Genomic DNA, 26,760 nt, shown 5'->3' on the forward strand with positions numbered 1-26,760 from the left:
CTTTGGTTGGTAATCATGGCCACGGAATCTTTCAACGCCCTTGAGTGTTTCATCCGCAGCGCCGAGGTCGGCAGCTTCGCCGAAGCGGCCCGCCGCCTGAGCCTGACCCCGGCGGCAGTGGGCAAACATGTCGCCCAGCTGGAGGCGCGCCTCGGCGTGCGGCTGTTCCAGCGTAGTACGCGCAAGCTGACCCTGACCGAAGCCGGGCAGCGATTTCTGGGCGAGGTCAGCGACAGCTTTCGCACCATTCAGTACGCCGTGGCCAACCTGGCCAGTGCCGAAGGCCAGCCGGCCGGGCTGTTGCGGGTGAGCATGGGTACCGTGTTTGGCAGGTTGTACGTGTTGCCGTTGCTCGGTGAGTTTCTGCAGCGCTACCCGGCAATCACCCCGGATTGGCATTTCGACAACCGCCAGGTGGACCTGATCGGCCAGGGCTTCGATGCCGCGATCGGCGGCGGGTTCGAGCTGCCGCTGGGGGTTGTGGCGCGTAAGCTGACGCCGGCACATCGCGTGTTGGTGGCGGCGCCCGCGTACCTGGCCCGGCACGATGCGATCGAGGAGCCACAAGCGCTGCAGCGCCATGCCGGCATTCTGATTCGCTCACCCCAGACCGGCCGCGTGCGCTCCTGGCCCTTGACCAGCCGCTGGCAGGCGCAGCAGCCGTTGCAGTTACGCCAGGCGATGACCATGAGCGACTCGGATGCAGCCTGCGCGGTGGCCCAGCAAGGGTTGGGCATTGCCTTGGTCAGCCTGCCGTTTGCCGTGCCTTATCTGGAGGCGGGGCAACTGCAACGGGTGTTGCCGGACTGGTATGTGGATGATGGGCATATCAGCCTGTATTACGCCGAACACAAGCTGCTACCCGGCAAGACCCGAGCGTTCATCGATTTTGTGCAGGAGCAGTTTGCCGAGCGCGGGTTGGCGGCCAAATTCGATGCGTTGACCGGAGATTGAACAGTGAACGTGTAGGTTCGGGCTTGTCCGCGATGGGGCCGGATCAGACCACCTCGACAATGAACAACTGCTGAGCGCCCAGGCTCACCTCGTCATCGACCTTCTTGCCCATCAGCTGTTGGCCCAATGGCGAGCGTGGGGTGATGACCGTCACCAGCCCGTGCCCTTCGCCAATCTTCAGGCCAGCTGCCTCTGGCCCCAGAAACAGCCGCCGCTGGCCGCCGTCCTGGTCTTCCAGGGTCACCAGGCTGGTAATCTGTATGCCGCGTGTGGGGTCGTAGCCGCGCAGGGCCAACTGCTGGTAGGTCAGCAGCGCCTGGCGGATCTCGGCGGTGCGCCGGGCCTGGCCGGTGGCCAGGTAGGAGGCTTCCAGGCCTAGGGTGTCGTACTTGTTCTCGGCGATGTTCTCTTCGGCGGTGGCCGTTTCGTAGGCGGTCTGGGCGGCGCGGCGCAATACCTCCATGTCCGTTTCCAGGGCTTCGATGATGCGTGTGAGCAGCGGGGCCTTGTCCATGATCAGTAACAGAACTCCAGCACGTTGGCCTGGCTCTTGTCGGTCGGCGCGGTGCGGTTTTGCGACAGCCAGAACTGGCACTTCGGGCTGTTGAGATTACGCGGGTTACCTTGGGCAGCCTCGGCGGCTTGTTGCTGTTCTTGCTTGTGCAGGATGTCCTTGTAGCGCTCGAACATCTCGCTCTGCGCATCCAGCGGTTGCGTGGGCGGGGCGGCCGGCTGGGCAGTGCCTGGGGCAACGGCCTGGGCCACCGGTTGCACCTGCTCGGGCCACCAACGCAGGGCAAGCCCCAGGCTCAGGGCGATGGCCACGGCGCCTAGCCACAGGCCCAGCGCCACGCACAGGATCAGCTGCAGTGGCTTGAGAGTGATCTTCAGTTCACGGTGGCGGGGCATGGCGGCCTCCTGGCAGGGCGGGACGAGCGGCCATTGTCGCATGGCATCGGGCGGTTTTTCAGTGCCAATGCTTTTGTCGGCGACGATTTAGCCTCAGAATTCGTCGATTTGCGCAGGGCGAGGGCAGGGCACATGGCAGAGAGCGTGAAAGTCACCTGGGACATTTTCTGCACTGTGGTCGACAACTACGGCGATATCGGTGTGACCTGGCGCCTGGCGCGGCAGTTGGTAGCCGAGCACGGGCTGGCAGTGCGCCTGTGGGTGGACGACCTGGGCGCCTTCGTGCCGCTGTGCCCGGGCGCCGACGCCAGTGCTGCGCAGCAATGGCAACAAGGTGTGGACGTGCGTGCCTGGCCTGCCGAATGGCAGCCAGCGGAGCCGGCCGACGTGGTGATTGGTGCCTTTGCCTGCCAGTTGCCACCGCCTTACGTCGAAGCCATGCGCGTGCGCACCACGCCTGTTTTGTGGCTGAACCTGGATTATCTCAGCGCTGAAGACTGGGTGGAGGGCTGCCACGGCCTGCCGTCGCCCCAGTCCAACGGGCTGCGCAAAGTGTTTTTCTTCCCCGGCTTCACCGACAGGACCGGCGGGCTGCTACGTGAGGCCTCTTTGTTGGCGCGGCGCGAAGCGTTGCAGCAGTCCGCAGAGGCGCGCGAGGCGTTCCTGCAAGGCCTGGGCGTATACCCGCAGGCCGATGCGCAGCTGATTTCGCTGTTCGCCTACGAAAACCCACAACTTGGTGCCTGGCTCGATGCGTTGGCAACCGATACTTGCGCCACCCACCTGCTGGTGCCGCAAGGCCGTATTCTCGGTGACCTGGGCACGTGGTTGGGCGAGCCGGTGCTAAAGGTGGGTGACCTGTTCCAGCGCGGCGCGCTGACCGTGCAGGTTTTGCCGTTCGTCAGCCAGGACGACTACGACCGCCTGCTGTGGAGCTGCGACTTCAATGCCGTGCGCGGTGAAGATTCGTTCGTGCGTGCGCAGTGGGCGGGCCGGCCGATGCTCTGGCACATTTACGTGCAAGAAGAAAACGCCCACTGGGAAAAGCTCGAGGCGTTCCTCAACCTTTATCGACAGGGGCTGTCGGACGCTGCCGGTGCTGCACTGGTGGCATTGTGGCGCGCCTGGAACATGGGCAATGACATGCGCCAGGCGTGGCAAGGGGCCCGTAAACACTGGCCCGAGCTGCAGCAGCACGCCCGTGGTTGGGCAGCCTGTCAGGCCGCTCGGCCGGACCTTGCCAAGGCGCTGGTACACTTTTACCGAAATTGGATATGATATGCGGCCTCGATTTTTATAAATCCATCCAGATTCGGATACTTCGTAATGAAAACTGGTAAAGAACTGAAACCCGGTACCGTACTGCGGATCGACAATGACCCGTGGCTGGTTCAGAAAGCCGAGTTCACCAAATCGGGTCGCAACAGCGCGATCATGAAGACCAAGCTGAAAAACCTGCTGACCGGCTACAAGACCGAAACCGTTTACGGTGCGGACGACAAGCTGGACGACGTGATCCTGGATCGCAAAGAAGCGACCCTGTCGTTCATCAGCGGTGACTCGTACACCTTCATGGACACCAGCGACTACACCATGTACGAGCTGAACGCCGAAGATATCGAAGCCGTTCTGCCGTTCATCGAAGAAGGCATGGAAGACGTCTGTGAAGCCGTGTTCTTCGAAGGCCGCCTGGTATCGGTTGAACTGCCGACCACCATCAGCCGTCAGGTTGTCTACACCGAGAACGCTGCTCGCGGCGACACCTCGGGCAAGGTCATGAAGCCTGCCAAGCTGAAGAACGGTACTGAACTGCAGGTTGCCGACTTCATCAACATCGACGAGTGGATCGACATCGACACTCGCGAAGGTGGTGTGTACAAGGGCCGTTCCAAGAAGTAATCCTTCTTGTGACGTGCACAAAAAACCCGGCCTTGGCCGGGTTTTTTTTGGCTGAAATTTGCACTGGCTTGATGTGGCGGCGGGTCTGCCCGCGAAGCAAGCGCCAGCAGATTCAGACAGTAACGTGCAGCCTTACGTCCACATTCCCGCGGGTAGCGTTGGAATAAGGGCAAACGTGGTGCGCTTTCTCCACCAGCCCTTCGGCGTCCGCTTGGGCCAGGCCCGGCAGGTTGATGTGCAGGTCGATATCCAGGCCGAACCCCCCTGGAATCTGGCCAATGCCCACCTTGGCGGTGATCGATGCGTCAGCGGGCAGTTGTTTCTTTTCCTGGCCGGCGACGAATTTCAGTGCGCCGATGAAGCACGCGGAGTAACCGGCAGCGAACAGCTGCTCAGGGTTGGTGCCTTCACCGCCTGCGCCGCCCAGTTCTTTCGGGGTGCTCAGCTTGACTTCCAGCTTGCCGTCGCTGGAGCGGGATTTGCCGTCGCGACCGCCAGTGGAAGTGGCTTCTGCGATGTACAGCGGAGTGACCTTTTGCATCTTGAGCCTCGCTAATGTGCTGTGCGACCCGCTTGAGGCGGGTGCGCCGGGTGGGTACGGGATTTAACTTAGCGCGCAATTAGTTTGTGCGCAAGATAAATCTTCACCGCTCATCCGAACGGGCACTGCACAGCATAGCCGTCAGAGGTTCTTTTGCAGGCTGTCGCGCAGTGCAAGCAGGTCTGCCTGCAACTTCTGCAGGCTCTCAAGGCTGCGACCACTGGCCTTCAGAATGCAGGGCGGCACCGCTTTGGCCTGCTGCTGCAGGGCGCGGCCCTTGTCGGTCAGTTGCACCAGCACCACCCGTTCGTCCTCGCGGCTGCGGGTACGCTTGAGCAAGCCTTCGCTTTCCAGGCGCTTGAGCAAGGGGGTGAGCGAGCCAGGGTCGGTGAGCAGGTGCTGGCTGATCTCGCCCACGGTCAGGCCGTCCTGCTCCCACAACACGAGCATGGCCAAATACTGCGGGTAGGTCAGGCCCAATGCCTGCAGCAGGGGTTTATAGACCTTGGTCATCAGCAACGAGGTGGAGTGCAGGGCGAAGCAGACCTGATTGTCCAGCAGCAGCTCGTCGCAAGAGGCTTGGGTGTCGGCGTTCATGCAGGTCCTTGAATATGATCAATGTGGAAATCCAGCGCGCTCAAGTTTAGCGCACTCATTGCCAGCGCAGCTCGCTTCGCAGCGCCAGGTCCCAAGGAGGAATCGGGCTGAAGCGGCTCTTGAGGAATTCGAGCAGCAAGCGGCTGCGAGAGTTCGTTTCATGTTCCAGGCGGAGCGCATAAATTCCGCTGGTCTCTGCGCCTGGCAGTCCGTCATGGCAAAACAGCGGCAGCAGCTCGCCACGCAGCAGGTACTCGCTGATCAACCACGTCGGCAAATGCGCGATGCCCAAGCCTGCGAGGGCGCCGAACAGCAGCGTTTCGGCATTGTTGGCGGCCATGCGCATGCGTGCGGGGCGGTACAGGCGCAATTGCCCATCGACGTGGAAGCGCCAGGCGAACGGTGGCGCCAGGCCGTCCCAGTCCAGCCCGTCATGTTGAGGCAGCTCGCTGGGGCAGGCGGGCACGCCGCGGCTGGCCAGGTAGGTGGGGCTGGCGCAGGCGATGCGCACCATGTAGGCCAGCGGGGTGGCGACCAGCCGAGTATCGGCCAAAGGGCCGGCGCGCAGCACCAGGTCGACTTCGCCCAGGTGGCTGCCGTGCAGGTCGACGAAACTGTCGATCAGGCGCAGGTGCACGTCCAGGCCAGGGTAGGCGACGAGGAAGTCGGCGATGGCCGGGGCCAGGTGACGGCGGCCGAAAGCGGCGGGGGCGTCGATACGGATCAGGCCTTCCGGGGCATTGCTCAGCGACACCGCCTCGGCGCGGGCCAGGCGCAGTTCCTCGATGATGCGCCGTGCCCGCTCGGCGAAGGCATTGCCCGCCGGTGTGGCGCGCACGGCATGGGTGCTGCGGGTAAACAGGCGGCTGCCGACGGCATGCTCAAGGTTGTCGATACGCCGTGCCACGGCAGAGGGCGTCAGCGGATGGCGCCGAGCGGCAGCGGAAAAGCTGCCGGTCTCCAGCACGTCAAGGAACAGGCTCAACTGGTCGGTGAGGGTATCAGGGCTCATGGTTTGCCTTGCTTTTGCATAAAACGCACAGCCATTGTGCGTTGCTGTGCGTTTCCCCGCCAGCGCGCAATCGTTAGCATGCTCGCATTGTGAATGAGGCGGATGAGGCCCTGATGATCGAGTGGTTGTTGTATATCGTGCTGGGCGCAGGCCTGGGCACCCTGGGTGGGCTGTTCGGCATTGGAGGCGGCTTGATTGCCATCCCGGCGCTGGGGGTTCTGTTTGGCCTGGATCAGCAGTTGGCCCAGGGCACGGCGCTGGTGATGGTGGTGCCGAATGTGCTGCTGGCGCTGTGGCGCTATCACCAGCGCAACCGCATCGAGCTGCGCCATGCCTTGCCGCTGTCGGCGTGCAGCTTCGTGTTCGCCTGGCTGGGCTCGATCTGGGCGGTGGGCATTGATGCGCACGCCATGCGCCTGGGTTTTGTCGGGTTTCTGGTGGCGCTGGCCATCTGGAACGTGGCGCGGATGTTTCTCAAGGCCGCACCCCCCAGCCCGCAAATGCGCCATGCCTGGCCATGGCTGGGCGTGCTGGGCTGCTTTTCCGGGACCATGGGTGGCCTGTTCGGTGTGGGCGGTGCAGTGGTTGCCACGCCAATCCTGACCAGTGTGTTCGGCACTACCCAGGTGGTGGCGCAAGGCTTGTCGCTGGCGCTGGCGGCGCCGAGCACCATGGTTACCTTGCTGACCTACGGCGTGCACCACAGTGTCGACTGGAGTGTGGGTATCCCGTTGGCGGTCGGTGGCCTGCTCAGCATCAGCTGGGGTGTGCGGCTGGCCCATGCGCTGCCGGAAAAGATCCTGCGCGGGATGTTCTGTGTATTTCTGGTGGTGTGCGCGGTGATGCTGGGGTTCGAGTTGTAAGGCCTACAGGAAGCCTTCGACGATGTAATCGGCCATGCAGTCGGTGATCGGCGACTGGGTCTGGGAATTGCGCAACAGCATCACATTTGCCACCGGCAGTTGTGGCAACCCGTCCTGCTCGCCAAGGATGCGAATATTACCGCCCACCAGGCTCTGCAATTGCGCCGTCACCGCAAGCCCTGCGGTGACGATGGCGAAGATCGCCGCCAGGCTGGGGCTGGTGTAGGCGATGCGATAGTCGATGCCCTGGGCCTCCAGGGCGTTGCAGGTCCAGGCGCGGCAGAAGCAGTCGGTGTTGAACAGCGCCAGCGGCATGGGCCGTTGTTCCTGCGGGCAGAAGCCTTCGGCGGCAGCCCATACCAGGCGCTCCTGGCGCAGCAACTGGCCGATCTCGTTGCCCGGCTCGCGGGTGACGATGGTCAGGTCCAGGTCCTGGCGCAGCATCAGGTGTTTCGACGAATCACAATGCACCTCCACCTGCACCAGCGGGTAGGCCTGGGCGAAGCTTGAGAGGATGGTCGGCAAGAAACGCATGGCGTAGTCGTCGGGCGTGCCGATGCGCACCACGCCCACCATGTGCGGCATGCGCAGGGTGTTGAACACCTCGCCATGCAGCTTGAGGATGCGCCGCGCGTAACCCAGCAGCACCTGGCCCTCGGCGGTCAGGCGCACCTGGCGGCCTTCGCGCTCGAACAGCTGGCGCTGCAGGATGTCTTCCTCCAGGCGTTTCATCTGCATGCTGACCGCCGACTGGGTGCGGTTGACCACTTCGCCGGCGCGGGTAAAGCCACCTTGCTCGGCGATGGCGACGAAGGTGCGCAGCACGTCGGCATCAAGGCTTTGGTACTGGGACATTGCATCAATCTCCGAGATGCATGGCATCAGAAACATTCGTTGGATTGATCTTAAGCCTGGCGTGAGACTGGAGCCATCAACACGGAGGGCTTCACGATGAAAGGTCATGTCAGCAGCATCCAGCAATCTGCGTTCTCCCTGAACCACCTGTGGCACGCAGCCCTTGAGCGCCCGCTGCGTTGGTACGACCTGTACCGTCAGCGCCAGGAACTGGCCAGCCTCAGCGATGCCACCCTGCACGATCTGGGCTTGAGCCGGGCAGATATCCAGCAAGAGGCCGATCGGCACTTCTGGGATGATCCGCTGAGCAAGGGGTGACTGTTCTGCCCCGGTGAACGCTCAGGTGCTCACCGGGGTAGCAGCAAAGCCATCGGGCAGAAAGTCCTTACCTCCCCCGTAAAACCCACTAACCTGCAGTGCGTTCCTTCAACGAACCGCGTATGATGCGCGGCCTTTTGGCGCGTTCGTCGCCAGAAACCTCGTTTTCATTCTTACACCGGGAGGTGCCCAGATGAGTGAGCAAGACCTGCAAAATACCGAAATTACCCCTCCGTCCGGCGAAAAGCTGCAGAAAGTGCTGGCGCGTATCGGCGTGGGCTCGCGCCGTGACGTCGAGGCCTGGATCAGCCAGGGCCGCATCAAGGTCAATGGCGTTGCCGCCACCCTCGGCCAGCGCGTCGACCTGCATGACGCCATCGCTGTAGACGGCAAGCTGATCAAGCGCGAAGAGGCCGCCGAGGCCACCCGCCGGGTGATCATGTACAACAAGCCGGACGGCGAGATCTGCACCCGTGACGACCCGGAAGGCCGCCCAACCGTGTTCGACCGCCTGCCACGCCCGAAGGAAGGCCGCTGGATCAACATCGGCCGCCTGGACATCAACACCACTGGTCTGCTGTTGTTCACCACCGACGGCGAGCTGGCCAACCGCCTGATGCACCCGTCCTACGAGATGGACCGCGAGTACGCGGTGCGTGTGCGTGGCGAAGTCGACGACGAGATGATCGACCGCCTCAAGGCTGGCGTGATGCTCGAAGACGGCCCGGCCAAGTTCACCGACATCCAGAAGGCGCCGGGCGGTGAAGGTTTCAACCACTGGTACCACTGCGTGGTGATGGAAGGGCGTAACCGTGAGGTTCGTCGCCTGTGGGAATCGCAAGGCATGGTGGTCAGCCGCCTGAAGCGGGTGCGCTTCGGCCCGGTGTTCCTCAATTCCGACCTGCCGATGGGCCGCTGGCGTGAAATGACCCAGGGTGAAATCGACATCCTGGCCGCCGAAGTAGGGCTGCAGCCGGTTGCCCTGCCTGCCATGAACCTCAAGGCCAAGGACAAGATGGAACGCCTGCAGCGCAAGTCGACCCGGCCGATGGGCCGTGGCGAGCGTGTGCGTAACCTTCGCCCGGCGCAGGAAGGCACTGCAGCCGCCGAGCGCCCGGCCCGTCAGCCGCGTGAAGATGCACCGCGCAAGGGCAACCGCGGCAGCGCCGTGGCCGAGCGCCCGAGCGAGATGCGCAAGCGCCCGTCCAAGCCTGACGGCGACAAGCCGGCAGGCCGTGGTCGCGGCAAGCCGCGTGGTTGATCTGCGGTAGCGGTAATGAAACAGCCAGCCTTCGGGCTGGCTTTTTTGTGCCTGCGGGGAAGGGGCTGCTGTGCAGCCCAATCGCCGGCAAGCCGGCTCCCACAAAAGCAGGTTTACACCCCCCTTGTTGTGGGGGCAGCCCACAAAAGCAGGTTTACACCACCCCTTGTTGTGGGGGCAGCCCACAAAAGCAGATTTACACCACCCATTCGTGTGGGAGCCGGCTTGCCGGCGATTGGCCGCGCAGCGGCCCAAGATATTGAAGAAAAAGTAATTTTCGGACGACTGGCAAGTTTTCAAACCGCCTTGTAAAGAAATTTATACGGAACCGCCAGGCTTCATGGGTCAGGCATGTACTCTGTAAAAATTACTTGCCAGGGTCACGTCCCCAGCACCCCGCCCAAGCCCGCTCCCCTATTGCCCAAACCCCCGTCCCACGGGGATATTGCGCCCATTGCCACGCGCAAAAAGCTCGTCCCCAGAGCCGAGCTACCAGAACAACAAATGGAGGCGCCATGTACGCCGATCACTGCGCCTTTCAAGGCCACCTACCACAGGACCGCTGCGTTTTTTCCGAGAGAACGACGCAACGCGTTGACGCCTGCGCGCTCGCAGGGGTATACAGTGCGCCGCGTTTTACCTGTGACCCTCTTGCGTACCGCGCACTCTTGCTCACACCCGGCTGAGCCGCCCTGGCGGCACCCGTGTTCAAGAAACCCAAGGTAACCACCTTGCCCATTCCGCTGCGCCACGAGCGCGGTGGGTCCGATTCCGTCACAGATAAAAACAATGCAGGTGACTTCGTTCATGAGTGAACACAACATGCATTCAGGCGAGCTCAAGCGGGGCCTGAAGAACCGCCATATCCAGTTGATCGCCCTCGGCGGCGCAATTGGTACCGGCCTGTTCCTCGGCTCGGCAGGCGTGATGAAAACCGCCGGCCCGTCGATGATCCTCGGCTACGCGATTTGCGGCTTCATCGCCTTCATGATCATGCGCCAGCTTGGCGAGATGATCGTCGAAGAGCCGGTGGCCGGTTCGTTCAGCCACTTTGCCCACAAATACTGGGGCGGTTTCGCCGGCTTCATGTCGGGCTGGAACTGCTGGGTGCTGTACATCCTGGTGGGCATGTCGGAGCTCACCGCGGTCGGCAAGTACATTCACTACTGGTGGCCAGAAATCCCCACCTGGGTGACGGCGGCAGGCTTCTTCCTGCTGATCAACTTCATCAACCTGATGAACGTGAAGGTGTTCGGTGAAGCGGAATTCTGGTTCGCCATCATCAAGGTTGCAGCCATCGTCGGCATGATCGGCCTGGGTGCCTATCTGCTGACCAGCGGCAGCGGCGGTCCTGACGCCTCGGTGACCAACCTGTGGGCGCATGGCGGCTTCTTCCCGCATGGCGTCAGCGGCCTGGTCATGGCATTGGCGTTCATCATGTTCTCGTTCGGCGGCCTGGAAATGCTCGGTTTCACCGCAGCCGAGGCTGACAAACCGCGAACCGTGATCCCCAAGGCGATCAACCAGGTCATCTACCGGATCCTGATCTTCTACATCGGTGCGCTGGTGGTGCTGCTGTCGCTGACCCCGTGGGACAACCTGGTCGCCAGCATCGACGCCTCCGGTGGCAGTTATGGCAGCAGCCCGTTCGTGCAGGTGTTCTCCCTGCTGGGCAGCGACGTGGCCGCGCACCTGCTGAACTTCGTGGTACTGACCGCGGCGCTGTCGGTGTACAACAGCGGCACCTACTGCAACGCCCGCATGCTGCTGGGCATGGCCGAGCAAGGCGACGCCCCGGCGGCCCTGGCCAAGGTCGACAAGCGCGGTGTGCCGGTGCGTTCGATCCTGGCGTCGGCAGCAGTGACCGTGATCGCGGTGCTGCTCAACTACTTCATGCCGCACGATGCACTGGAGTTGCTGATGTCGTTGGTGGTGGCGACCCTGGTGATCAACTGGGCGATGATCAGCTATTCCCACCTCAAGTTCCGCCAGCACCTTGAGCGCACTGGGCAGAAGCCGCTGTTCAAGGCGCTGTGGTACCCCTATGGCAACTATATCTGCCTGGCGTTCGTGGTGTTGATCCTGGGCATCATGTTGCAGATCCCGGGCATCAAGATTTCGGTGTATGCGATGCCGGTATGGGTGCTGGGGATGTTCCTCCTTTACCTCATCAAGCCCAAGCGCCGCACACAGGTCAATGGCACTGCTGCCGGTACCGTGGCCAAGTAAGCGCTGCAGGTGGCATACAAAACCCGATGTCAGGTGACTGGCATCGGGTTTTTGTTGCCTGGCCCGGCCCTATCGCCGGCAAGCCGGCTCCCACAGAAATCGCGGGCTACGCACTACCCTGTGGGAGCCGGCTTGCCGGCGATAGGGCCCGCCCAGGCAATAACCCATTCAGATCTGCTCCAGCAGCCAGCTGCGAAACGCGCGCAACGAGGGCAGCGCCTCGTTCCGTGGCGGGTAGATCAGGTAGTAACTGCGCTGGCTGGCGAACGCTGCCCCCGGGCTGAACAGCTCACCCTTGGCCAACTCTTCCTCCACCAATATGCGCGGCACCAGCCCTATGCCGATCCCGGCGCGCACGGCCTGGATCAGGTGCGATGTCAGCTCGAAGCTCGGCCCCAGGCGCATCGCCCGGTGCGACAGGCCATGGTGCGAGAACCATTCGCCCCAGGCATGCGGGTTGTTGGCGACATTGAGCAGCACTTCGGCACTGATCCGCGCCGGGTCCCAGCCTTGGCTGTCGCCGCTGGCCTGTGGCGGCAGGATGACTACCAGTTCTTCGGCATGCAGGCGATGGCAGATCAGCCCCGGCAGGTCGTGGCTGGCCACACCGATGGCGGCATCGATCTCGCTGGTGTCGAAGTTGATCGCTTCGATCCGGGAGTGGATGTGCACCAACATACCCGGGTGGGCGCCGTAGAAGGCATGCAGGCGCGGCAGCAGCCACTTGGAGCCGAAAGTGGGCAGGGTGGCCAGGCGCAGGGTGCCGACCCCGGACTGATAGGCCAGGGCCTGCAAGGTGGCACTGCGGATGCGGCCCAGGGCCTCGCTCAGCTCGCGCTGGTACAGCCGGCCGACGTCGGTCAGTTGCACTTGGCGGCCTTCACGGCGGAACAGGGTAAGGCCCAGCTGTTGCTCCAAGGCCTGTACCTGGCGGCTGACCGCGCTTTGGGTCAGCGACAGTTCGGCAGCGGCGCGGGTGTAGCTTTCATGTCGGGCGGCGGCCTCGAAGGCCAGCAGCAGCGACATGGACGGGGTGAGGTGGCGGTAATTCATTCATAAAAGTCATTGATAGCGGCAGGATTATCCGTTTGCCCCTGAAGCGAAACTACAGGAACATTGGCCTATGCGTCATCCCTGCAGGTCTAGACCCATGCCGTGATGACAGGATTTCCGTGAATTAGCCCATATCAAGAGGCCATCCTTCGATGATCGCCCAGCTGCCGACCGTTGCGCCGAGCGCCACCTACCCCGAATTCCTGGAAGCCCTGCGAGGCAGCGGCTTCCGTGGCCAGATCAGTGCCGACTATGGCACCCGTACGGTGCTGGCCACCGACAACTCCATCTACCAGCGCCTGCCCCAGGCGGCGGTGTTCCCGCTGGATGCCGATGACGTAGCGCGCGTGGCCGCACTGATGGGCGAGGCGCGCTTCGCGCAGGTCAAGCTGACCCCGCGCGGTGGCGGCACCGGCACCAACGGCCAGTCGTTGACCGACGGCATCATCGTCGACCTGTCGCGGCACATGAACAGCATCCTCGAAATCAACGTCGAGGAACGTTGGGTGCGGGTGCAGGCCGGTGTGGTCAAGGACCAGCTCAATGCCGCGCTCAAGCCCCATGGCCTGTTCTTCGCCCCCGAGTTGTCCACCTCCAACCGCGCCACCGTCGGCGGCATGATCAACACCGACGCCAGCGGCCAGGGTAGCTGCACCTACGGCAAGACCCGCGACCACGTGCTGGAGCTGCACAGCGTGCTGCTCGGCGGCGAGCGCCTGCACAGCCTGCCGATCGATGATGCAGCCCTGGAGCAGGCCTGTGCCGCGCCTGGACGAGTGGGCGAGGTGTACCGTACCGCCCGTGACATTCAGCAAACCCAGGCCGACCTGATCGAAACCACCTTTCCCAAGCTCAACCGCTGCCTGACCGGCTACGACCTGGCGCACCTGCGCGACGAGCAGGGCCGCTTCAACCTCAACAGCGTGCTGTGCGGCGCCGAAGGCTCGCTGGGTTATGTGGTCGAGGCCAAGCTCAACGTGCTGCCGATTCCGAAGTACGCGGTGCTGGTCAACGTTCGCTACACAAGCTTCATGGACGCGCTGCGGGATGCCAATGCACTGATGGCACACAAGCCGCTTTCGATCGAGACGGTGGACTCCAAGGTGCTGATGCTGGCGATGAAGGACATCGTCTGGCACAGCGTCGCCGAGTACTTCCCGGCCGACCCTGAGCGCCCGACGTTGGGCATCAACCTGGTGGAGTTCTGTGGCGACGAGCCGGCCGAGGTGAATGCCCGCGTCGAAGCGTTCGTCAAGCACCTGCAGGCAGACACCAGCGTCGAGCGTCTTGGCCATACCCTGGCCGAAGGCGCCGAGGCGGTGACCCGAGTCTACGTCATGCGCAAACGCTCGGTAGGCCTGCTGGGCAACGTCGAGGGCGAAGTGCGCCCGCAACCCTTCGTCGAAGACACCGCGGTGCCGCCGGAGCAACTGGCCGACTACATCGCCGACTTCCGTGCGCTGCTCGATGGCTATGGCCTGGCTTACGGCATGTTCGGCCACGTCGATGCCGGCGTGCTGCACGTGCGCCCCGCGCTGGACATGAAAGACCCGGCCCAGGCCGCCCTGGTCAAGCCGATCTCCGATGCCGTGGCAGCGTTGACCAAGCGCTACGGCGGCCTGCTGTGGGGCGAGCATGGCAAGGGCCTGCGCTCGGAATACGTGCCGGAATACTTCGGTGCGCTGTACCCGGCGCTGCAGCGCCTGAAAGGCGCGTTCGACCCACGCAACCAGCTCAACCCCGGCAAGATCTGCACCCCGCCGGACAGCGCCGAAGGCCTGACCAAGGTCGATGGCGTGACCCTGCGCGGCGACCTCGACCGCACCATCGACGAGCGCGTGTGGCAAGACTTCGGCAGTGCCGTGCATTGCAACGGCAACGGCGCCTGCTACAACTACGACCCCAACGACGCCATGTGCCCGTCGTGGAAGGCCACCCGCGAGCGCCAGCATTCGCCCAAGGGCCGTGCCTCGCTGATGCGTGAATGGCTGCGCCTGCAAGGTGAGGCGAACATCGACGTGCTGGCGGCGGCGCGCAACAAGGTGTCCTGGTTGCGTGGGCTGCCGGCGCGGCTGCGCAACAATCGCGCACGCAGCCAGGGCCAGGAAGACTTCTCCCATGAGGTTTACGACGCCATGGCGGGCTGCCTGGCGTGCAAGTCGTGCGCTGGCCAGTGTCCGATCAAAGTCAACGTACCGGACTTCCGTTCGCGCTTCCTCGAGCTGTACCACGGGCGCTACCAGCGCCCCATGCGCGATTACCTGATTGGCTCGCTGGAGTTCACCATCCCGTACCTGGCCCATGCGCCGGGGCTGTACAACGCGGTGATGGGGTCGAAGTGGGTGAGCAAGCTGCTGGCAGACAAGGTCGGGATGGTCGACAGTCCGCTGATCAGCCGCTTCAACTTCCAGTCCACCTTGACCCGCTGCCGAGTGGGCGTGGCCAGTGTGCCGGCGCTGCGTGAACTGACGCCGGCCCAGCGCGAGCGCAGTATCGTATTGGTGCAGGACGCTTTCACCCGTTACTTCGAGACGCCGCTGCTGGCTGCGTTCATCGAACTGGCGCACCGCCTTGGCCATCGCGTGTTTTTGGCGCCCTACAGCGCCAACGGCAAGCCGCTGCACGTGCAAGGCTTCCTTGGCGCCTTCGCCAAGGCGGCGATCCGCAATGCTACCCAGCTCAAGGCGCTGGCCGACTGCGGCGTGCCGCTGGTGGGCCTGGACCCTGCGATGACCCTGGTCTACCGCCAGGAGTACCAGAAGGTGCCGGGCCTTGCGGGCTGCCCGAATGTGCTGCTGCCGCAGGAGTGGCTGATGGATGTGCTGCCCGAGCAGGTGCCGACCGCCCCCGGTAACTTCCGCCTGATGGCGCACTGCACCGAGAAGACCAACGTGCCGGCCAGTACCCGCCAGTGGGAGCAGGTGTTCGCGCGTCTGGGCCTGAAGTTGGTGACCGAGGCCACGGGCTGCTGCGGCATGTCCGGTACCTACGGGCATGAGGCGCGTAACCAGGCCACCTCGCGGACCATTTTCGAGCAGTCGTGGGCGACCAAGCTGGACAAGCAAGGTGAGGCACTGGCGACGGGCTATTCGTGCCGCAGCCAGGTCAAGCGCATGACCGAGCGGCAGCTGCGTCACCCGCTGGAGGTGGTGTTGCAATACGCCCAGCGATAGATCTGCGTTGGCGCTATCGCGGGCAAGCCCGCTCCTACAGGAACTGCACCAAATGCACGGGCTGCACTGTACTTGTGGGAGCCGGCTTGCCGGCGATAGGGCCGCCAGACCACTGCAGCGCTCAGGCTTCGTGCACCGGCTTGCGACCCTGCCGCGCCTGCCTGTACAGGTACAAGCTCAGTACCAGCCCGCAGCATGAAGCCGCCGCGGCGAACAGGAACATCGAAGCAAACCCGAACCCCGACGCCACCGCACCCACCAGCGGCCCGGTAATCCCCAGCGACAGATCGATGAACAGCGAATACGCACCCACCGCCGCCCCGCGGTTGGCTGCGGAAACCTGGTTCACGGCCTCTACCCCCAGCGCCGGGAACACCAGCGAAAAGCCGAAACCACTGAGCGCCGCCCCCGCCAATGCCAGTTCAGCGCTGGGCGCCAGCCACAACATCAGCAGGCCAAATGTCTCCACCAACAGGCAAGCAATCGCCACGCGAAACCCGCCAATCCGGTTGATCAGGTTGCCGAACAGCAAACGCGCACTGATGAAGCTGGCGCCGAACAGGCTGAGGGTCAGCGCCGCGTTCGGCCAGCCACGGCTGGCGTAGTAGAGGGTGATGAAGGTGGCGATGGTGCCAAAGCCGATCGAGCCCAGTGCCAGGCCGGACCCGTGCGGGAATACCTTGCCAAGCACCCGCATGAAAGGCAGGCGCACGCCGCTGACAATTGGCGCTGCGCGTTTCGGCCAGGCCAGCAGGAGCCCGAGCATGCACAGCAGAATGATGCTCACCCCCATGCTCCACAGCCCCAGCTGCTTGACCATCAGCACGCCCAGCGGGGCGCCGATGGCCAGCGCGCCATAGCTGGCGATGCCATTCCAGGAGATCACTTTTGCCGTGTTCTCGGCGCCGACCCGGCCAATGCCCCAGCCAATCGAGCCGGAACCCACCAGGCTTTCGGCGCTGCCCAGCACCAGGCGGCCGACCAGCAGGCAGGCCAGGCTCAACCACGGCAAATGGGTGAGGAAGGCACACGCGAGCATGAACACGCCGCTCAGGCCGCAACCGGCGAGGCCATACATGACCGCCTTCTTGCTGCCGAGGTTGTCGATGATGCGGCTGGCGGTGGGGCGGCTGAGCAGAGTGGCCAGGTACTGCACGCTGATCACCAAGCCGGCGATTACGGTGCTGAAGCCCAGGTCGTTGTGGACATAGCCGGGCAGTACGGCCAGGGGAATGCCGATGTTCAGGTAGCCGATGAAGGTGAACAGGACAATGGAGACGACTTGCAGAGTGACCGCAAGGGGGCGCGGTGAGTCGGGCATGGGGGCCTACGTGGCAGAAGTTCTGGACGGTGTGAAAACGCGATGACGACGGAGGCCCGCAGGTCAGCCGTTTTCACACAGTCGGGGAGATGCGCAGTTATTCCTGGTCAGCGCTGGATTGATCGTCGCCATCCTCGACGGCAGGCGTCGGTTCGGAGTGGGCGGCAACGGTTTGCTCTTCTGGGTTCAGGCTTGGGAAGGGAAGATTCGGGATTTCGTGCATCTCGTCGTCCTCGCAAGTGTGAGTGAAAAGTCTGCGCCAGGCGCGTTTGGAGCTTCGTAAAGCTGGGGCAGGATACACAAGTCTGGATGACAGTTTGTATTTTTTCCCGGTCGCTTGTCGGTTTTGCGGGCGGATACCGGACATTTCCTGCAGAAAAAACAGGGCCGCCGTGCGCCGTTCATTGGCGCACAGCGGCCCTGTTCAAAGGCTTTACTTGCGGCCTTCAGCCGTCTCGGCGACCTTGTCGGTGCGCGCGCACATGATGAAGTCGTTGCGGTGCAGGCCTTTGATCGAGTGGCTCCACCAGGTCACGGTGACTTTGCCCCACTCGGTCAGCAGGCCTGGGTGATGGCCTTCGGCTTCAGCGATTTCGCCCACGGCGTTGGTGAAGTCCAGGGCATGCTTGAAGTTCTTGAACTTGAACACGCGCTCCAGCTCCATGTGGCCGTCACGTACTTCGATGTTCCAGTCCGGGATCTCGCGAATCAGCTCGGCCAGCTCGTCGTCAGTGACTTTCGGCGCATCGGCGCGGCAGGCTTCGCAGTGGGCTTGGTTCAAGGCATTCATGAGGTATTTTCCGATTCGAGTTGTTGTCGCAAGGCCGTTCAGGCGGCGACCTTGGGTGGAAACTTAGGTGCATGCAGCCCCAGCTGCATGGCCTGCTGGACCATCCCCATGATGTCTTCGTGGGCCAGGTCGAACAGGCGCTTGAGGTTCGGCAGCACGAAATACACCGGCTGCAGAATGTCGATGCGGTACGGGGTGCGCATGGCTTCGACCGGGTCGAAGGCCTGGTGCTCCGGCTCGCCCGACAGGCTGTAGACGGTTTCCTTCGGCGAGGAGAGGATGCCGCCGCCATAGATCTTGCGACCTTGCGGGGTCTCCATCAGGCCAAACTCGATGGTCATCCAGTACAGCCGCGCCAGGTATACGCGCTGTTCCTTGGTCGCGGCCAGGCCCAGCTTGCCATAGGTGTGGGTGAATTCGGCGAACCAGGGGTTGGTCAGCAGGGGGCAGTGGCCAAAGATCTCGTGGAAGATGTCCGGTTCCTGCAGGTAATCAAGCTCTTCTGCGGTGCGGATGAACGTGGCCACCGGGAAGCGCTTGCTGGCCAGCAGTTCGAAGAAGGTCTGGAAGGGGATAAGGGCCGGAACCCGGGCAACCTGCCAACCGGTGGTGGCGCCCAGCACCTTGTTGATCTCGCCCAGTTGCGGGATGCGATCGTGGGGCAGTTGGAGCTGATCGATGCCGTCCAGGTATTCCTGGCACGCCCGGCCTTCGATGACCTTGAGCTGACGGGTGATCAACGTGTTCCACACCGCATGCTCTTGCTGCGGGTAGTCGATAAAACCATGCGCATCGGGCTCGCGTGCCACGTACTGCGTCTGTTTCATGTGGCTCTCCTGGTGAAGGCTTTCTTGTTATGTCCACGACATACCCTAGGAATATCCCTTCATCCGCCCAATTGCACGGGTGATCGGTGCCCCCTTGCCCAGGCTGTACAAGGTAATTCGTAACGATAATTTTACAAAATACCGCGCATCGCGGAAAATTCGGCTCATTGGGCTGGCACAATGGCAGAATTTGTCAGCTTTTCTTTACGACTTTTCCGTGCGCAGTTGAAAAACTTCGCCGCTTCGAGAGCTCCCATGCGTATCAAAGTGCATTGCCAGAACCGCATCGGCATCCTTCGCGACATCCTCAACCTGTTGGTGGAATACGGCATCAACGTGCTGCGTGGCGAGGTGGGGGGCGACCACGGCAATGCCATCTACCTGCATTGCCCGAATCTGATCAACCTGCAGTTCCAGGCCTTGCGGCCGAAGTTCGAGGCAATCGCCGGGGTGTTTGGCGTCAAGCGCGTTGGGCTTATGCCCAGCGAGCGGCGGCACATGGAACTCAACGCGCTGCTGGGGGCGCTGGATTTTCCGGTGTTGTCGGTGGACATGGGCGGCAGCATCGTTGCCGCCAACCGTACCGCCGCGCAGTTGCTCGGGGTGCGGGTTGACGAAGTGCCGGGCATGCCCTTGGCGCGCTATGTCGAGGACTTCGACCTGCCGGAGCTGGTGCGGGCCAATCAGTCGAGAATCAACGGCCTGCGGGTCAAGGTCAAGGGCGACGTGTTCCTGGCTGACATCGCGCCGTTGCAATCAGAGCACGATGACAGCGAGGCGCTGGCGGGTGCGGTGTTGACCCTGCATCGCGCCGACCGCATCGGCGAGCGCATCTACAACGTGCGCAAGCAGGAGTTGCGCGGCTTCGACAGCATTTTTCAGAGCTCGCGGGTGATGGCGGCGGTGGTGCGTGAAGCGCGGCGCATGGCGCCACTGGACGCACCGTTGCTCATCGAGGGCGAAACTGGCACCGGCAAGGAGTTGCTGGCGCGCGCCTGCCACCTGGCCAGCCCGCGTGGCCAGGCACCGTTGATGGCGCTGAACTGTGCCGGCCTGCCGGAATCCATGGCTGAAACCGAACTGTTCGGTTACGGGCCGGGTGCATTCGAGGGCGCGCGCGCCGAAGGCAAGCTGGGGCTTCTGGAGCTGACGGCTGGCGGCACGCTGTTCCTCGATGGGGTAGGGGAGATGAGCCCGCGCTTGCAGGTGAAACTGCTGCGCTTTCTGCAGGATGGTTGCTTCCGCCGTGTCGGCAGTGATGAAGAGGTGTACCTGGATGTACGGGTGATCTGTGCGACCCAGGTGGACCTGTCCGAGCTGTGTGCCCGTGGCGAGTTCCGCCAGGACCTCTATCACCGGCTCAATGTGCTGTCGCTGCACATCCCGCCGCTTCGCGAGTGCATGGATGGCCTGGAAGGGCTGGTGCAGCATTTTCTCGACCAGGCCAGCCGGCAGATCGGTTGCGCCCTGCCGCGCCTGGCGCCGGCGGCGATGGACAAGCTTGCCCAGTACCACTGGCCGGGCAATGTACGGCAACTGGAAAACGTATTGTTCCAGGCGGTATCACTGTGCGAAGGCGGGGTGGTGAAGAGCGAGCATATCCGCTTGCCAGATTATGGTGTGCGCCAACCGTTGGGCGAGTTTTCCCTGGACGGTGATCTTTCGGAGATTGTCGGGCGGTTCGAGAAAGCGGTGTTGGAGAGTTTGCTGGGCGAATACACAAGTAGTCGCGCATTGGGTAAGCGATTGGGTGTATCGCATACGACTATTGCCAACAAGTTGCGTGATTATTCGCTGGGCAAGTCGAGTGAATGAACGAATGATGCTTTAAACAAGTTACGAGCGAAGGGGCCCTTTGGGCCCCCAACTCACAGGCATCAGCCGTTGGAGCAGCCGTTGCCCATCACGCGGTATTCGAGAATGTGCTTCTGGCCGTTGGAGTCCTCGTAGGTCATGCGGGCAGGCACTACTTCACAGACATTCGGCACTTCGCTCATGGAGATGACGCGAGCGATGTCCAGGTGCTGCGAGTAACTGTACTGTTCAACCGGAATCTGCTCGACATCGTTTGCTTCGCCGGCCATCGCCGCGCTGCAAAGACCGCCAAGTACCAATACCAGTAAAGCTTTCATTTTCTATTTACCTGTCTAAGGTCGTGAGGGGGCACGCGGCGCTTGTGGCGCCGCGAATACAGCCAAGTTTTCAACTATCGGATTAGAGGGGGATTAACGGATTGCCTTCGTGGGGGCTGTTACTGTTACCAGTTGTTAATCGCCTTGCCGTTGCTGGCGAGGTGAATCTTATGCCTCGGTAATTAAGGGAAACAGATGGCGTTTTGATAAAGTTTTTTCGCCTTTTGACAGAATCGGTAACAATCCCCCGGCAAAACCCTCTCCTTTGCCCACGCATCAGGCCGCCCGCTGCGGCCTAGAGCCTTCCGCGCGAATTGGCGCAGCCGCATCCCGTCGCGTTACTACCATCGTCGTATGGCTTTTGCCGCTCTGGTACAGTTACAAACGATTCCATACAAAAACAACTATTACACCGAGGTAACACAGATGAGTGCGGCTCCACTGTATCCCGTTCGTCCCGAGGTTGCGGCCACTACCCTGACCGACGAGGCCACCTACAAGGCCATGTACCAGCAATCGGTGATCAACCCGGACGGCTTCTGGCGCGAGCAGGCCCAGCGTCTTGACTGGATCAAGCCATTCACCAAGGTCAAGCAGACCTCCTTCGACGACCATCATGTCGATATCAAATGGTTTGCCGACGGCACTCTGAACGTTTCTTCCAACTGCCTGGACCGTCACCTCGAAGAGCGCGGCGACCAGCTGGCAATCATCTGGGAAGGCGACGACCCTTCCGAACACCGCAACATCACCTACCGCGAACTGCACGAGCAGGTCTGCAAGTTCGCCAACGCCCTGCGTGGCCAGGATGTGCACCGCGGTGATGTGGTGACCATCTACATGCCGATGATCCCCGAAGCCGTGGTGGCAATGCTGGCCTGCGCGCGCATTGGTGCCATCCACTCGGTGGTGTTCGGCGGCTTCTCGCCGGAAGCCCTGGCCGGGCGCATCATCGACTGCAAGTCCAAGGTGGTGATCACGGCCGACGAAGGCGTGCGCGGTGGCCGTCGTACCCCGCTCAAGGCCAACGTCGACCTGGCGCTGACCAACCCTGAAACCAGCAGTGTGCAGAAGATCATCGTGTGCAAGCGCACCGGTGGCGACATCGCCTGGCACCAACACCGCGACATCTGGTACGAAGACCTGATGAAGGTTGCCTCGAGCCACTGCGCGCCGAAGGAAATGGGCGCCGAAGAGCCGCTGTTCATCCTTTACACCTCTGGCTCCACCGGCAAGCCCAAGGGCGTGCTGCACACCACGGGCGGCTACCTGGTATATGCCGCGCTGACCCATGAGCGGGTGTTCGACTACCGCCCGGGTGAGGTCTACTGGTGCACCGCCGACGTCGGCTGGGTCACCGGCCACAGCTACATCGTCTACGGCCCGCTGGCCAACGGCGCGACCACGTTGCTGTTCGAAGGCGTGCCGAACTACCCGGACATCACGCGCGTGTCAAAGATCGTCGACAAGCACAAGGTCAACATCCTCTACACCGCCCCGACCGCCATCCGCGCGATGATGGCCGAGGGCCAAGCTGCCGTCGAAGGCGCTGACGGTTCCAGCCTGCGCCTGCTGGGCTCGGTGGGCGAGCCGATCAACCCTGAAGCCTGGAACTGGTACTACAAGACCGTCGGCAAGGAGCGTTGCCCGATCGTCGACACCTGGTGGCAGACCGAGACCGGCGGCATCCTGATCAGCCCGCTGCCGGGCGCCACCGGCCTCAAGCCGGGTTCTGCGACCCGCCCGTTCTTCGGTGTGGTGCCGGCGCTGGTGGACAACCTGGGTAACCTGATCGAGGGTGCCGCCGAGGGCAACCTGGTGATCCTCGACTCCTGGCCGGGCCAGTCGCGCTCGCTGTATGGCGACCACGACCGCTTCGTCGATACCTACTTCAAGACCTTCCGCGGCATGTATTTCACCGGTGACGGTGCGCGTCGCGACGAGGATGGCTACTACTGGATCACCGGGCGCGTGGATGACGTGCTCAACGTCTCCGGCCACCGTATGGGTACCGCCGAGATCGAAAGCGCCATGGTCGCCCATGCCAAGGTGGCCGAGGCCGCTGTGGTGGGCGTACCGCACGACATCAAGGGCCAGGGCATCTACGTGTATGTCACCCTCAATGCCGGCGTCGAGTCGAGCGAGCAGCTGCGCATGGAGCTGAAGAACTGGGTGCGCAAGGAGATTGGCCCGATCGCCTCGCCGGATGTGATCCAGTGGGCGCCTGGGTTGCCGAAAACCCGCTCGGGCAAGATCATGCGGCGGATCCTGCGCAAGATCGCTACCGCGGAGTACGACGCACTGGGTGACATCTCGACCCTGGCCGACCCTGGTGTGGTGCAGCACCTGATCGATACCCACAAGGCGATGAACCTGGCGACGGCGTAAGTTTGCCTGCGCCAATCCAGGCCTGAGTAAACCCCGCCGCGCAACCGGCGGGGTTTTTGCTTTACTGTTACCCGACATTCATCGTTACCCCCTCTGTCACCGCCTTTGCACGGAAACGGGGCGCCGGGAAACAGCAAGGTGTGTTTTCGGTGCGTTTTTCGCGTCAATGTGTGCAACCCGGCACGCTGCACTTGCCGTAACTCAAGGCTTTGCCAATAATAGGCCCAGTAATTGCTAGTCCTATGGGTTCTATTTCTTGCGCTCTTGCATATCTTGCAAAGGCTGTCAACCTCGCCCGCTGCGGTTTCAAGCGCTTCTGTAAGTAGTTGTCGCTTTGAAGAAATATCGACTACCGGGCTGTCGTTAAAATGCCACTCACTCGCTCGTGGTCTGCGACCTTGGTCGAACCCTGCGCGGCTCGCGTTGTACCCATTCGCATATCGGGCAGTTGTTACCCCTGCCTTGTATTGCCCCGTACCGATGGAGTTACCTGATGAAGAAGCTCGCACTGCTTGGCGCCCTGGCGCTTTCCGTGTTTTCCCTGGTGTCGCAGGCCGATGAAAAACCGTTGAAAATCGGTATCGAGGCGGCCTACCCACCCTTCGCTTTCAAGCAGCCTGACGGCAGCATCGCCGGTTTCGACTACGACATCGGCAATGCCCTGTGTGAAGAGATGAAAGCCAAGTGCACCTGGGTCGAGCAGGAATTCGATGGCCTGATCCCGGCACTGAAAGTGCGCAAGATCGACGCCATCCTGTCGTCCATGTCGATCACCGACGACCGCAAGAAATCGGTCGATTTCACCAAGCGCTATTACCTGACCCCGGCGCGCCTGGTGATGAAGGACGGCACTGCCGTCAGCGACAGCCTGGATGAACTCAAAGGCAAGAAGATCGGCGTGCAGCGCGGCTCGATCCACGACCGCTTCGCCAAGGAAGTGCTGGGCGCCAAAGGTGCCACCGTGGTTCCTTACGGCACCCAGAACGAAATCTACCTCGACGTCGCCGCTGGCCGCCTCGACGGCACCGTGGCCGATGCCACCCTGCTGGAAGACGGCTTCCTGAAAACCGACGCCGGCAAGGGCTTTGCCTTCGTTGGCCCGGCATTCACCGACGCCAAGTACTTTGGTGACGGCATCGGTATCGCCGTGCGCAAGGGTGACAAGGCCAACGTCGACCGCATCAACGCCGCCATCGACGCCATCCGCGCCAACGGCAAGTACAAGCAAATTGAAGCCAAGTACTTCAACTTTGACATCTACGGTCCAGACTCGAACTAAGACGTCGAGTTTCACCTGTGCAATGGTGCAAACAGCAGAGGCTCTGAGGTTTGCACCATTTTTCATTCTTTAGGTCGAGGACCTCATCATGTTGAAAGGCTACGGGGCAGTCATCCTCGACGGGGCGTGGCTGACGCTGCAGCTCGCCCTGTCGTCGATGGCCCTGGCCATCGTGCTCGGCCTGATTGGCGTGGCGCTGCGCTTGTCGCCGGTGCGCTGGCTGGCCTGGTTGGGCGATATGTACGCCACGGTGATCCGTGGTATTCCGGACCTGGTGCTGATCCTGCTGATCTTCTACGGCGGGCAGGACATCATCAACCGTCTGGGGCCGCTGGTTGGCTATGACGATTACATCGACCTGAACCCGTTGATTGCCGGTATCGGTACGCTGGGCTTCATTTTTGGTGCCTACCTGTCGGAAACCTTCCGCGGGGCCTTCCTCGGTATCCCCAAGGGCCAGGCCGAAGCGGGCGCGGCCTACGGCATGAGCGGGCGGCAAGTGTTCTTCCGCATCCAGGTGCCGCAAATGGTTCGCCTGGCGATTCCGGGTTTCACCAACAACTGGCTGGTATTGACCAAGGCTACCGCGCTGATTTCGGTGGTCGGTTTGCAGGACATGATGTTCAAGGCCAAGCAGGCGGCAGACGCCACCCGCGAACCCTTTACCTTCTTCCTGGCGGTGGCGGCGTTGTACCTGGTGCTCACCAGTGTCTCGCTGCTGGCACTGAAGTATCTCGAGAAGCGCTACTCGGTGGGCGTCAAGGTGGCTGAGCTATGATTTTCGATTACAACGTCATCTGGGAGGCCATGCCGCTGTACCTGGGGGGCCTGCTGACCACCCTGAAGTTGCTGGCGATATCGCTGTTCTTCGGCCTGCTGGCGGCTGTGCCGTTGGGGCTGATGCGCGTGTCGAAGCAGCCGGTGGTCAACCTCACGGCCTGGCTCTACACCTACGTGATCCGCGGCACCCCGATGCTGGTGCAGCTGTTTCTGATCTACTACGGCCTGGCGCAGTTCGAGGCGGTGCGTGAAAGTGTGTTCTGGCCATTGCTGTCCAGTGCCACGTTCTGTGCTTGCCTGGCCTTTGGTGTCAACACCAGCGCCTATACCGCCGAAATCATCGCCGGTAGCCTCAAGGCCACGCCCCATGGCGAGATCGAGGCGGCCAAGGCCATGGGCATGTCGCGCATGAAGATGTACCGCCGTATCCTGCTGCCGTCGGCCCTGCGCCGGGCATTGCCGCAGTACAGCAACGAAGTGATCATGATGCTGCAGACCACCAGCCTGGCGTCGATCGTGACCCTGATCGACATCACCGGTGCCGCACGCACGGTCAATGCCCAGTACTACCTGCCTTTCGAGGCCTACATCACGGCGGGCGTGTTCTACCTGTGCCTGACCTTCATCCTGGTGCGCCTGTTCAAGATGGCCGAACGCCGTTGGCTCGGCTACCTGGCGCCGCGCAAGCACTGAACGCTCTGTGAGAACCGACAGCATGTACAAACTCGAAGTCCAAGACCTGCACAAGCGCTATGGCAGCCATGAAGTGCTCAAGGGTGTTTCCCTGGCGGCCAAGGCAGGCGATGTGATCAGCATCATCGGCTCCAGCGGTTCGGGCAAGTCGACCTTCCTGCGCTGCATCAACCTGCTCGAGCAGCCGCACGCCGGCAAGATCCTGCTCAACAACGAAGAGCTGAAGCTGGTCGCCGGCAAGGACGGCGCGCTCAAGGCTGCCGATTCCCGTCAGCTGCAGCGCATGCGCTCGCGCCTGTCGATGGTGTTCCAGCACTTCAACCTGTGGTCACACATGACCGCGCTGGAGAACGTCATCGAAGCACCGGTGCACGTGCTGGGCGTGAGCAAGAAGGAGGCCCTGGAAAAAGCCGAGCATTACCTGGCCAAAGTGGGCGTGGCGCACCGCAAGGACGCCTTCCCCGGCCACATGTCCGGCGGTGAGCAACAGCGCGTGGCAATTGCCCGGGCGTTGGCCGTGGAGCCTGAGGTTATGCTGTTCGACGAGCCTACCTCGGCGCTCGACCCGGAGCTGGTGGGGGATGTGCTCAAGGTCATGCAGGCCTTGGCCCAAGAAGGCCGCACCATGGTCGTGGTGACCCACGAGATGGGTTTTGCCCGCGAGGTGTCCAACCAGCTGGTGTTCCTGCACAAAGGCCTGGTCGAAGAAACCGGCTGCCCTCGCGAAGTGTTGGCCAACCCGCAATCCGAGCGACTCAAACAGTTTCTCTCCGGCAGCCTGAAGTAAAGGCTGCACCTTTGCACCAGAATAGGGCATGCTGCGCAGCGAGCGCAGCCTGACCCGGCGCCACAGACTCGAACGACCTCAGGTTTCGGACCGTACCCT

General features: G+C 62.5%; 26 protein-coding genes. 14 read left to right on the forward strand and 12 right to left on the reverse strand.

What is annotated here, in order from left to right:
* Positions 1–15: 15 nt before the first annotated feature.
* A complete protein-coding gene (locus ABEH27_RS18700; RefSeq protein WP_346614997.1) occupies positions 16–954 on the forward strand; it encodes a LysR family transcriptional regulator in 939 nt (312 codons plus the stop codon).
* Between the two features lie 43 nt (positions 955–997).
* Here ABEH27_RS18700 and ABEH27_RS18705 read toward each other — a convergent pair whose 3' ends face one another.
* Positions 998–1,468: a GreA/GreB family elongation factor gene (locus ABEH27_RS18705; RefSeq protein ID WP_346614998.1), complete on the reverse strand. Its 471-nt coding sequence runs from the start codon at positions 1,466–1,468 to the stop codon at positions 998–1,000.
* Positions 1,469–1,470: 2 nt separating this feature from the next.
* Positions 1,471–1,863, reverse strand: coding sequence for a hypothetical protein (locus tag ABEH27_RS18710; RefSeq protein ID WP_346614999.1), 393 nt, complete (start codon positions 1,861–1,863; stop codon positions 1,471–1,473).
* A gap of 144 nt (positions 1,864–2,007) precedes the next feature.
* Here ABEH27_RS18710 and earP point away from each other — a divergent pair, with 144 nt between their 5' ends.
* Positions 2,008–3,141, forward strand: coding sequence for an elongation factor P maturation arginine rhamnosyltransferase EarP (earP, locus tag ABEH27_RS18715; RefSeq protein WP_346615000.1), 1,134 nt, complete (start codon positions 2,008–2,010; stop codon positions 3,139–3,141).
* A gap of 48 nt (positions 3,142–3,189) precedes the next feature.
* Positions 3,190–3,762 (forward strand): elongation factor P, encoded by a 573-nt coding sequence (locus ABEH27_RS18720; RefSeq protein ID WP_043203751.1) that lies wholly within the window; start codon positions 3,190–3,192, stop codon positions 3,760–3,762.
* Positions 3,763–3,874: 112 nt separating this feature from the next.
* Here ABEH27_RS18720 and ABEH27_RS18725 read toward each other — a convergent pair whose 3' ends face one another.
* From ABEH27_RS18725 to ABEH27_RS18735, 3 genes are all read right to left on the reverse strand, one after another.
* The gene (locus ABEH27_RS18725; protein WP_346615001.1) at positions 3,875–4,303 is read right to left on the reverse strand and encodes an organic hydroperoxide resistance protein; all 429 of its coding nucleotides are present in this window, start codon (positions 4,301–4,303) and stop codon (positions 3,875–3,877) included.
* A 141-nt stretch (positions 4,304–4,444) separates the two neighbouring features.
* Entirely contained in the window at positions 4,445–4,900 is a 456-nt protein-coding gene (locus ABEH27_RS18730) for a MarR family transcriptional regulator (protein ID WP_346615002.1), read from the reverse strand.
* A 55-nt stretch (positions 4,901–4,955) separates the two neighbouring features.
* A complete protein-coding gene (locus ABEH27_RS18735; protein WP_346615003.1) occupies positions 4,956–5,912 on the reverse strand; it encodes a LysR family transcriptional regulator in 957 nt (318 codons plus the stop codon).
* A 113-nt stretch (positions 5,913–6,025) separates the two neighbouring features.
* Here ABEH27_RS18735 and ABEH27_RS18740 point away from each other — a divergent pair, with 113 nt between their 5' ends.
* Positions 6,026–6,775, forward strand: coding sequence for a sulfite exporter TauE/SafE family protein (locus ABEH27_RS18740; RefSeq protein ID WP_346615004.1), 750 nt, complete (start codon positions 6,026–6,028; stop codon positions 6,773–6,775).
* A gap of 3 nt (positions 6,776–6,778) precedes the next feature.
* Here the strand turns inward: ABEH27_RS18740 and ABEH27_RS18745 are convergent, their stop codons facing one another.
* Positions 6,779–7,630 (reverse strand): LysR substrate-binding domain-containing protein, encoded by an 852-nt coding sequence (locus ABEH27_RS18745; RefSeq protein ID WP_346615005.1) that lies wholly within the window; start codon positions 7,628–7,630, stop codon positions 6,779–6,781.
* A gap of 96 nt (positions 7,631–7,726) precedes the next feature.
* On the opposite strand from ABEH27_RS18745, the gene ABEH27_RS18750 reads away from it, so the two are divergent.
* The 3 genes from ABEH27_RS18750 to ABEH27_RS18760 all read left to right on the forward strand — a co-directional run bounded on the left by ABEH27_RS18750 (position 7,727) and on the right by ABEH27_RS18760 (position 11,438).
* Positions 7,727–7,948, forward strand: coding sequence for a DUF1127 domain-containing protein (locus tag ABEH27_RS18750; RefSeq protein ID WP_346615006.1), 222 nt, complete (start codon positions 7,727–7,729; stop codon positions 7,946–7,948).
* Positions 7,949–8,141: 193 nt separating this feature from the next.
* Positions 8,142–9,209 carry a 23S rRNA pseudouridine(2605) synthase RluB gene (rluB, locus tag ABEH27_RS18755; protein ID WP_346615007.1) on the forward strand — a complete coding sequence of 356 codons (1,068 nt, stop codon included), beginning with the start codon at positions 8,142–8,144 and terminating at the stop codon, positions 9,207–9,209.
* Positions 9,210–10,016: 807 nt separating this feature from the next.
* Entirely contained in the window at positions 10,017–11,438 is a 1,422-nt protein-coding gene (locus ABEH27_RS18760; RefSeq protein WP_346615008.1) for an amino acid permease, read from the forward strand.
* 168 nt (positions 11,439–11,606) lie between these two features.
* On the opposite strand, the gene ABEH27_RS18765 is transcribed toward ABEH27_RS18760, so the two are convergent.
* Positions 11,607–12,491, reverse strand: coding sequence for a LysR substrate-binding domain-containing protein (locus tag ABEH27_RS18765; RefSeq protein ID WP_346615009.1), 885 nt, complete (start codon positions 12,489–12,491; stop codon positions 11,607–11,609).
* A 152-nt stretch (positions 12,492–12,643) separates the two neighbouring features.
* Between ABEH27_RS18765 and ABEH27_RS18770 the strand changes: the two genes are divergently transcribed.
* Positions 12,644–15,664 carry an FAD-binding and (Fe-S)-binding domain-containing protein gene (locus ABEH27_RS18770; RefSeq protein WP_346615010.1) on the forward strand — a complete coding sequence of 1,007 codons (3,021 nt, stop codon included), beginning with the start codon at positions 12,644–12,646 and terminating at the stop codon, positions 15,662–15,664.
* A gap of 121 nt (positions 15,665–15,785) precedes the next feature.
* Here ABEH27_RS18770 and ABEH27_RS18775 read toward each other — a convergent pair whose 3' ends face one another.
* The 4 genes from ABEH27_RS18775 to phhA all read right to left on the reverse strand — a co-directional run bounded on the left by ABEH27_RS18775 (position 15,786) and on the right by phhA (position 18,602).
* Entirely contained in the window at positions 15,786–16,985 is a 1,200-nt protein-coding gene (locus ABEH27_RS18775; protein ID WP_346615011.1) for an MFS transporter, read from the reverse strand.
* 97 nt (positions 16,986–17,082) lie between these two features.
* Positions 17,083–17,208 (reverse strand): hypothetical protein, encoded by a 126-nt coding sequence (locus ABEH27_RS18780; protein ID WP_256215917.1) that lies wholly within the window; start codon positions 17,206–17,208, stop codon positions 17,083–17,085.
* 210 nt (positions 17,209–17,418) lie between these two features.
* Positions 17,419–17,775: a 4a-hydroxytetrahydrobiopterin dehydratase gene (locus ABEH27_RS18785; protein WP_346615012.1), complete on the reverse strand. Its 357-nt coding sequence runs from the start codon at positions 17,773–17,775 to the stop codon at positions 17,419–17,421.
* A gap of 38 nt (positions 17,776–17,813) precedes the next feature.
* Positions 17,814–18,602: a phenylalanine 4-monooxygenase gene (gene phhA, locus ABEH27_RS18790; protein ID WP_346615013.1), complete on the reverse strand. Its 789-nt coding sequence runs from the start codon at positions 18,600–18,602 to the stop codon at positions 17,814–17,816.
* A gap of 255 nt (positions 18,603–18,857) precedes the next feature.
* On the opposite strand from phhA, the gene ABEH27_RS18795 reads away from it, so the two are divergent.
* Positions 18,858–20,417: a sigma-54-dependent transcriptional regulator gene (locus ABEH27_RS18795; protein WP_346615014.1), complete on the forward strand. Its 1,560-nt coding sequence runs from the start codon at positions 18,858–18,860 to the stop codon at positions 20,415–20,417.
* Between the two features lie 62 nt (positions 20,418–20,479).
* On the opposite strand, the gene ABEH27_RS18800 is transcribed toward ABEH27_RS18795, so the two are convergent.
* Positions 20,480–20,734 carry a DUF2790 domain-containing protein gene (locus tag ABEH27_RS18800; RefSeq protein WP_346615015.1) on the reverse strand — a complete coding sequence of 85 codons (255 nt, stop codon included), beginning with the start codon at positions 20,732–20,734 and terminating at the stop codon, positions 20,480–20,482.
* A 426-nt stretch (positions 20,735–21,160) separates the two neighbouring features.
* On the opposite strand from ABEH27_RS18800, the gene acs reads away from it, so the two are divergent.
* From acs to aotP, 5 genes are all read left to right on the forward strand, one after another.
* Entirely contained in the window at positions 21,161–23,122 is a 1,962-nt protein-coding gene (gene acs / locus ABEH27_RS18805; protein WP_346615016.1) for an acetate--CoA ligase, read from the forward strand.
* Positions 23,123–23,615: 493 nt separating this feature from the next.
* On the forward strand, positions 23,616–24,401 hold the full coding sequence (locus ABEH27_RS18810) for an ABC transporter substrate-binding protein (protein WP_346615017.1): 786 nt from the start codon (positions 23,616–23,618) through the stop codon (positions 24,399–24,401).
* An 88-nt stretch (positions 24,402–24,489) separates the two neighbouring features.
* The gene (locus tag ABEH27_RS18815) at positions 24,490–25,179 is read left to right on the forward strand and encodes an ABC transporter permease (RefSeq protein WP_346615018.1); all 690 of its coding nucleotides are present in this window, start codon (positions 24,490–24,492) and stop codon (positions 25,177–25,179) included.
* Positions 25,176–25,874: an ABC transporter permease gene (locus tag ABEH27_RS18820; RefSeq protein ID WP_346615019.1), complete on the forward strand. Its 699-nt coding sequence runs from the start codon at positions 25,176–25,178 to the stop codon at positions 25,872–25,874. Before ABEH27_RS18815 ends, ABEH27_RS18820 begins: the two co-directional genes overlap by 4 nt.
* Positions 25,875–25,896: 22 nt before the next feature.
* The gene (gene aotP / locus ABEH27_RS18825; protein WP_346615020.1) at positions 25,897–26,661 is read left to right on the forward strand and encodes an arginine/ornithine transport ATP-binding protein AotP; all 765 of its coding nucleotides are present in this window, start codon (positions 25,897–25,899) and stop codon (positions 26,659–26,661) included.
* Positions 26,662–26,760: the final 99 nt, after the last annotated feature.

It is taken from the genome of Pseudomonas sp. P39-UII1, from assembly GCF_039672635.1.
Classification (GTDB): domain Bacteria; phylum Pseudomonadota; class Gammaproteobacteria; order Pseudomonadales; family Pseudomonadaceae; genus Aquipseudomonas.